Origin of the sequence: Sphingomonas sp. (assembly GCF_035758555.1) — a bacterium.
In the GTDB taxonomy this organism is placed as follows: domain Bacteria; phylum Pseudomonadota; class Alphaproteobacteria; order Sphingomonadales; family Sphingomonadaceae; genus Sphingomonas_B.
The window spans coordinates 1-7,010 of the sequence record NZ_DASTXI010000057.1; the positions used below are offsets into that span (position 1 = coordinate 1).

General features: G+C 67.2%; 7 protein-coding genes. 4 read left to right on the top strand and 3 right to left on the bottom strand.

Annotated features, from left to right (window positions below):
* The 3 genes from dgoD to VFT73_RS03220 form a co-directional block, all read right to left on the bottom strand.
* On the bottom strand, positions 1 to 741 hold a 741-nt coding region (dgoD, locus tag VFT73_RS03210; protein WP_326408707.1), incomplete at its 3' end, for a galactonate dehydratase.
* Between the two features lie 4 nt (positions 742 to 745).
* Positions 746 to 2,041 carry a family 1 glycosylhydrolase gene (locus VFT73_RS03215; RefSeq protein ID WP_326408708.1) on the bottom strand — a complete coding sequence of 432 codons (1,296 nt, stop codon included), beginning with the start codon at positions 2,039 to 2,041 and terminating at the stop codon, positions 746 to 748.
* Between the two features lie 31 nt (positions 2,042 to 2,072).
* Entirely contained in the window at positions 2,073 to 2,951 is an 879-nt protein-coding gene (locus VFT73_RS03220; protein WP_326408709.1) for an SMP-30/gluconolactonase/LRE family protein, read from the bottom strand.
* 33 nt (positions 2,952 to 2,984) lie between these two features.
* Between VFT73_RS03220 and VFT73_RS03225 the strand changes: the two genes are divergently transcribed.
* From VFT73_RS03225 to VFT73_RS03240, 4 genes are all read left to right on the top strand, one after another.
* Positions 2,985 to 3,878: a 2-dehydro-3-deoxygalactonokinase gene (locus VFT73_RS03225; RefSeq protein ID WP_326408710.1), complete on the top strand. Its 894-nt coding sequence runs from the start codon at positions 2,985 to 2,987 to the stop codon at positions 3,876 to 3,878.
* Entirely contained in the window at positions 3,875 to 4,504 is a 630-nt protein-coding gene (locus VFT73_RS03230; protein WP_326408711.1) for a 2-dehydro-3-deoxy-6-phosphogalactonate aldolase, read from the top strand. The genes VFT73_RS03225 and VFT73_RS03230 overlap by 4 nt, the downstream gene beginning before the upstream one ends.
* Positions 4,501 to 5,442 carry a Gfo/Idh/MocA family oxidoreductase gene (locus VFT73_RS03235; protein ID WP_326408712.1) on the top strand — a complete coding sequence of 314 codons (942 nt, stop codon included), beginning with the start codon at positions 4,501 to 4,503 and terminating at the stop codon, positions 5,440 to 5,442. Before VFT73_RS03230 ends, VFT73_RS03235 begins: the two co-directional genes overlap by 4 nt.
* Positions 5,443 to 5,483: 41 nt before the next feature.
* Positions 5,484 to 7,010 (top strand): hydantoinase/oxoprolinase family protein (locus tag VFT73_RS03240; RefSeq protein WP_326408713.1); only part of this gene is annotated, 1,527 nt, incomplete at its 3' end.

The following is a 7,010-nucleotide window of genomic DNA, read 5'->3' on the forward strand; positions in this document are numbered from 1 at the left end:
GCCCATTTCGAAGAAGCGCTTGAAGTCCCAGCGCGAATAAAGCCGCTCGCCCAGCGCGACCGGCGTCGAGACGAGCTGCGCGATCTGCATCAGCCCCTCATGGTTTTCGGACAGCAGCGGCTCTTCGATGAACAGCAGGCCCAGCGGCTCGAGCAATTTCGCGAGCTGCTTCGCCATCGGCCGGTGAACGCGGCCGTGGAAATCGAGGCCGACGTCCATCCCTTCCGCCTGCGCCGCCTCGACGCGCGCGACGACGTCCTCCAGCAGCTTGGGCGTGCCGAGCCAGTCGAGCTCCGCGGTCGCGTTCATCTTGACCGCTGAAAAACCCTGCGCGGCGCGCGCCTTGGCCGCCGCGCCGATCTCGCCCGGCCGGTCGCCGCCGATCCAGGCATAGGCGCGGATGCGGTCGCGCACGCGCCCGCCCAGCAGCTCCCAGGCCGGCACGCCCAGCGCCCTTCCCTTCAGGTCCCAGAGCGCCTGGTCGAGCCCCGACAAGGCCGACATGAACACCGGGCCGCCGCGGTAGAAGCCGCTGCGATAGCCGATCTGCCAGATATCCTCGATCCGGAACGGGTCATGGCCGACGAAGCGGTCGCGAAACGCCTCGAATGCACCCTCGACGGCCTCGGCATGGCCCTCGAGGCTCGCCTCGCCCCAGCCGAAATGGCCGTCGTCCGTCTCGACGCGCACGAACAGCCAGCGCGGCGGGACGATGAAAGTCTCGATCCGCCCGATCTGCATGGCCTCACCCCGCCTGGGGATTGGACTGGGTCGTGGGCGGCCGCAGGTTGACGACGCGCTGGTGGCGCTCGGCCTCGCGCTCTTCCATGATGTTGTAGTGCGACGGCGGCACGATCGGCACCGCCAGGCACACGCTGGAGGCCGGCAGCACGTCGCGCCAGTCGCGGATCAGCTGCTTGTACGCCTCGCCCACCGCACGGATGTTGCGGTCGAGATCGTAAAGCCCGAGCGGGTTGACGGTGCCCCGCTGCTCGCGGAGCGCGCAGTCCCAGTCGACCTGGTCGGTCAGCGAATACCAGGTAAAGCCGACCGTGGGGATGCCGTCGTTGCGCAAGCGCAGCACGCTCGCCCATTCCTTCCACAGCCAGTGCACGGCCTCGTCGCCGTTCGGGCCTTCGATCAGGTTGGTCTCGGTGTGCATCACCGGCAGGCGGTAACGGTCGTAATATTGCCGGGTGATCTCGGTATAGCCGAACACCTCGCCGGATGCCGTCGAGGTGCCGTCGGCGCGGACCCGGTGCTCGTTGGTCCAGTAATAATCGTTGCCGAGGATGCAGTGCTGCTTCAACCGGTTGCCGAGGAAGAAATGATATTCCTCCTTGGTCATGCCGCAGTCGAACAGATATTCGTACATCTCTGAATCGACGCGCCGGCCATAGTTCAGGTCGAGCGACAGGAAACGCATCGCGTTCAGGATTTCGGCAGGGCCGATCGCCGCCGGGTTCTCGGCGTGGAAATATTCCGAGGATTCGGACTGGATGAAGATCGCGTTCGAGCGGCGCTTCAGGATGCATTGCATCGCCAGCACGTTCGCCTTGACGATGTGCTTCAGCGCGGTGACGAATGCCTTATCCCCGGTCAGCTGCTCGTTCCACCAGCCGTAGCGCGCCGAGAATGTGGCGCAGATGAACATCTCGTTGACCGGCGTGTAGAGCTGCACCCAGGGGAAGCGCTCGGCAAAGGCGGCAGCATAATCGGCGAACAGCTCCGGAAAATCGCCGTTCTGGAAGTTGCCGATCCAGTCCGGCACGCCGAAATGGCAGAGATCGACGATCGGCGTGATGTCGCGGCGCCTCAGGTCCGCGAACGTCTCGTCGGCGAAATCCCAGTCATATTTTCCGGGACCGAGGAAGGTCGTGTGGATCGGCGGCCCGTAGCGGACGAAATGCAGCCCCAGATCCTCGAGCAGATCGAAATCGGTGCGCCAATGCTTGTAGTGGCCGCACACCTCCATCTCGTCGATCCGGGTCTTGCCGTTGTCGATGGTCGGGACGCTGTTTTCGATCCCGGTGCAGAACATGAAGTTGGCGATGGCTCTGCCCTCCCAGGCCTTATCCGAACGGGCGGTCGGCGATGCCGCGTACGCCCGCGTCGAACATAAAGAGCGCGCCCGCCAAAGGTTGCACGGCCAGCGCATTTTCGTTGAGGCCGACGCGGGCGGACGTGACGAACAGGCGATCGAGCGAGGCGCCGCCGAACGCGCAGCTGGTCGGCCGTTCCACCGGCATATCGATCATATGCAGCACGTCCCCGTCCGGCGACAGGCGACGCAGGCACCAGCCGTTCCAGAAGGCGACCCACAGGCACCCCTCCGCATCGACGGTCATGCCGTCAGGATGTCCATGTTCTTCGCGAAAGCTGGCGAAGACGCGCCGGTCGCCGGCATTGCCGTCGCCGTCCAGGTCGAACGCGTAGATCAGCCGCTTCGCAGAATCGGTGTGGTACATGGTCCGACCGTCGGGGCTGAAGGCGGGACCGTTGGTGACCATGTAGCCGTCGTCGATCACGTGCCAGCTCAGGTCCGGATCGAGCCGGTAAAGACTGCCTTGGGCCTGCTCTTCCCGGTCGTCCATCGTCCCGGCCCAGAAGCGGCCGGCGCGGTCGAGCTTACCGTCGTTGAAGCGGTTGTCGTGCAGCAGCGCCTCGGGATCGGCGATCGCCTCGTACAGCCCGGCCGCGGGATCAGCGCGGAAAATGCCGCGCTCGGTGCCCGCGACAAAGCCGCCGTCCGCGGCCGGCGCGAGCGAGCAGATGCGTAAGGGCGGCGTCCAGCGCTCGACGCCGTCCGCCTCGCTCCAGCGGAACACCGCAGGCCCCTTGATATCGACCCACCACAGCGCCTGGTCGCGTTCCACCCAGACAGGGCCTTCTCCGAGCACCGCATTCACGGGCGCGATCGGTTCGGGTACGGAATGTTCGGGCACTTTCACGAAACGAAGTGGCGGCTTGACCGTTCCCCGGCCATGGCGGGCGATTTCCGATGGCAGGACGGCTTCATCGCGGTCGATTGGGGCACCACCAATCGCCGCGCCTGGATGGTCGAGGCCGACGGCCGGACGCACGAAATCCTGGACGACGAGCTTGGCGTGCTGAAGGTCGAGAACGGGGGGTTTCCCGTCGAGATCGCCGCCATCCGGAAACGGCATGGCGACAAGCCGATCCTGCTGGGCGGCATGATCGGATCGAACCGCGGCTGGATCGAAGCGCCCTATGTCGCCGCCCCGGCATCGCTCGACGGAATCGTCGCCTCGATCCGCTGGCCCGAAGAAGCCGTCGGGATCGTGCCAGGCGTCAGCTACCGCAACGGGCGAGACGCCGATGTAATGCGCGGCGAGGAAGTGCAGATCTTCGGCGCGCTCGCCGAAGGGCTGGCGCCCCGCGACGGGCTGCTGTGCCACCCGGGCACCCACGCGAAATGGGTGCGGATGGAAGGCGGCGCGATCGGCCCGTTCCGCAGCGTGATGACCGGCGAGCTGTTCAGCACCCTCTCCCGCCACGGCATCCTGATCGACCGGTTGCAGGACAAGGTCTCCGCGAACGACGATTTCCGCGCCGGGGCGGAGCATGGCCTGGCCCATGACGACCTGACGGCAGAACTCTTCTCGATCCGCGCGCGTTACCTGCTCGGCGCCGGCGAATGCGACAACGCGTCCTATGCAAGCGGACTGCTGATCGGCGCAGACGTGCGGATCGGGCTGGCGTTCGGCGGCGGCGGGCCGGTGGCGCTGATCGGCCGGCCGGACCTGACCGCGCTCTATGCCGAGGCGCTGAAGCTGGCCGGACGCGACGCAAGCCGGATCGACGGCGAACATGCCTTCCTGCTCGGCGCGCGCGCGATTGCGGAGAGACTGAGATGAATGCCCTTGCCGATTTCACCCGCTATCTGGCCGAATGCCCGCTGATCGCAATCATCCGCGGCGTGCGGCCGGATGAGGCCGAGGCTGTCTGCGGCGCCATCATCGACGCTGGCATCCGCATCGTCGAAGTGCCGCTGAACTCGCCCGATCCGTTCGCCAGCATCGAACGGCTGGCGAAGCGGTTCGGCGATCAGGCGCTGGTCGGCGGCGGCACCGTGCTCGATCCCGACGACGTGAAGCGGGTCGCGCGGGCGGGCGGGCGGATCATCGTGTCGCCCTCCACCGACGCCGCCGTGATCAGAGAGACATGGGAGGAAGGGTTGGTCTCCGCCCCCGGCTTTTTCACGCCCAGCGAAGGCTTTGCCGCGCTCAAGGCCGGCGCGCATGTGCTGAAGCTATTCCCCGCGGAAGCGGCCTCCCCGGCCGTGCTGAAGGCAATCAAGGCCGTGCTGCCGCACGAGGTGCCGCTGATCGTGGTCGGCGGTGTCAAGCCGGACACGATGCGTCCCTGGCTCGAGGTGGGCGCAAGCGGCTTCGGCCTCGGATCGGGCCTGTTCAAGTCCGGACGCAGCGCCAGCGAAGTCGCGGCGGCGGCTCGCGCCTATGTGGAAGGAGTGCGGGTATGATCCGGCTGGCGATCATCGGTTACGGCAAGATCGCGCGCGACCAGCATTATCCGGCGCTCACCAGCCATGGCGGCTATCAGCTGAAGGCAGTGGTGACGCGCAGCGGCGGCGCGCCCGACGGCGTGCGCTGCTTTGCCGACACGGCGGCCATGCTGGACGCAATGAAGGGCGAGATCGACGCGGTGACGATCAGCACCCCGCCCGAACCGCGCTACGACATTGCGCGCCAATGCCTTGATGCCGGCCTCGACATGCTGCTCGAAAAGCCGCCGACCACCACGATCGGACAGATCCAGGAACTCGCCGCCGAATGCGAAAAGGCGGGGCGCGTGCTGTTCACCACCTGGCATTCGCAGTTCGCGGCCGCCGTCGAGCAGGCGCGCGACGCGCTGAAGGGCAAGCGCATCGCCGCGATGCGCATCTGCTGGCACGAGGACGTCAATAAATACCATCCTGGCCAGGACTGGGTATGGGATGCCGGCGGCTTCGGCGTGTTCGATCCGGGCATCAACGCCTTGTCGATCTCGGTGAAGATCGTGCCCGGCAAGCTGATCCTGGATGACACGATGCTGCGCGTGCCCGCCAACCGCCAGCAGCCGATCGTCGCGAAGCTGAAGCTGTCCAGCCCGGTCGCAGACGGGCCGATCGAGGCGACGTTCGACTGGTGCCCGACCAGCGAGGACGAATGGACGATCACCGTCCAGCCGGTGGACGGGCCCGAGCTGGTGTTGCGCCATGGCGGATCGGAGATCGAGATCGGCGGCGAAGTCCATGCGCCGACGGGCCTTGGCGAATATCCGGGAATCTATGCGGAGTTCGCCAGGCTGGTGGCCGAACGGCGGAGCCAGGTCGATTACGAGCCGCTGAGGATCGTGGCAGACGCCTTCATGACGGCGGACCGGGAAACGGCGCCCCCGTTCGAATGGCGCAAGACTTAAGAGGCTAGACGCGCGCCCTTCCCTCCCCCAAAGCCGCGCGGATGGGCTGGAGCTTTGCGATCGACCGGGGCGGCACGTTCACCGATATCGTCGCCCGGACTCCCGATGGCCGGCTGATCACGAAGAAGCTGCTGTCCGAAGACCCGGAACGGTATGACGACGCGGCGACTGCCGGAATCGCGGCGCTGATCGCGGAGCACGGGCCGGGGCCGATCGACAGCGTCAAGATGGGCACCACCGTCGCGACCAATGCACTGCTGGAGCGCAAGGGCGAGCAGCTGGTGCTGGCGATCACGCGGGGCTTCGGCGATGCGCTTCGAATCGGATACCAGGCGCGGCCGGATATCTTCGCGCGCGATATCCGGTTGCCCGATCCGCTCTACGGCGAGGCGATCGAAGTCGGCGAACGCGTCACCGTGGCCGGGGATGTGTTGGCGCCGCTCGACGAAGCGCAGGCGCGCGCCGATTTCGCCGCGGCCCGCGCACGCGGCTTCAAGGCTATTGCGATCGTGCTGATGCATGGGTGGAAGCATCAGGCGCACGAGAGGCGGCTGGCGGAGATCGCAGCCGAAGCCGGGTTCGAGCAGATTTCGGTCAGCCATCAGGTCGGACCGCTGATCAAGCTGGTCGGGCGCGGCGACACGGCGGTGGTGGACGCCTATCTGTCGCCGGTGCTGCGCCGCTATGTCGAGCGGGTGCGGGCGAACCTGGACGAAGGCGCGCCGCTGCTGTTCATGCAGTCGAGCGGCGGGCTGGTCGAGGCGTCGAGCTTCAGCGGCAAGGACGCGATCCTGTCCGGGCCCGCAGGCGGCATCGTCGGCATGGCGAAGACGGCAGCAGAGGCCGGGTTCGACAAGGTGATCGGCTTCGACATGGGCGGCACCTCCACCGATGTGTCGCACTATGCCGGCACCTATGAGCGGTCGAGCGAGCGGATCGTCGCCGGCGCCCGGGTGCGCGCGCCGATGCTGGAGATCCACACGGTCGCGGCGGGCGGCGGATCGATCTGCCGCTTCGACGGGGCACGGCTGCGGGTCGGTCCGGAATCGGCGGGCGCGGTGCCGGGACCGGCCTGCTATCGCCGCGGCGGGCCGCTGACCGTCACCGACTGCAACGTGCTGCTGGGCAAGATCAGGCCCGATCATTTCCCGGCCGTGTTCGGCCCGAACGGGGACGAGCCGATCGACGTTACGGCCGTGCGCGACAGATTCGAGGCAATGGGCGCCGAAGCCGGCATGTCGGCGGAAGCGCTGGCCGAGGGCTTTCTACGCATCGCCGTCGACAGCATGGCAAACGCGATCAAGACCATCTCGATCGCGCGCGGCCACGACGTGACCCGCTACACCCTCGCCTGTTTCGGCGGCGCGGGCGGCCAGCATGCGTGCCTGGTCGCCGACGCACTGGGGATGGAGCGGGTGATGATCCATCCGCTGGCCGGGGTGCTCTCGGCCTACGGCATGGGCCTGGCCGAGGTCGCGGTGCTGCGCGAGACGACCGTCGAGGCCCCCCTCGGCGCGCCGCTGCTGTTCATGCAGTCGAGCGGCGGGCTGGTCGAGGCGTCGAGCTTC

Excerpts from the sequence above, each read along its gene's own strand:
- VFT73_RS03230 (WP_326408711.1), top strand. The coding sequence starts at position 3,875 with ATGAATGCCCTTGCCGATTTCACCCGCTATCTGGCCGAATGCCCGCTG.
- VFT73_RS03215 (WP_326408708.1), bottom strand. The coding sequence starts at position 2,041 with ATGTTCTGCACCGGGATCGAAAACAGCGTCCCGACCATCGACAACGGC.
- VFT73_RS03225 (WP_326408710.1), top strand. The coding sequence starts at position 2,985 with ATGGCGGGCGATTTCCGATGGCAGGACGGCTTCATCGCGGTCGATTGG.
- VFT73_RS03235 (WP_326408712.1), top strand. The coding sequence starts at position 4,501 with ATGATCCGGCTGGCGATCATCGGTTACGGCAAGATCGCGCGCGACCAG.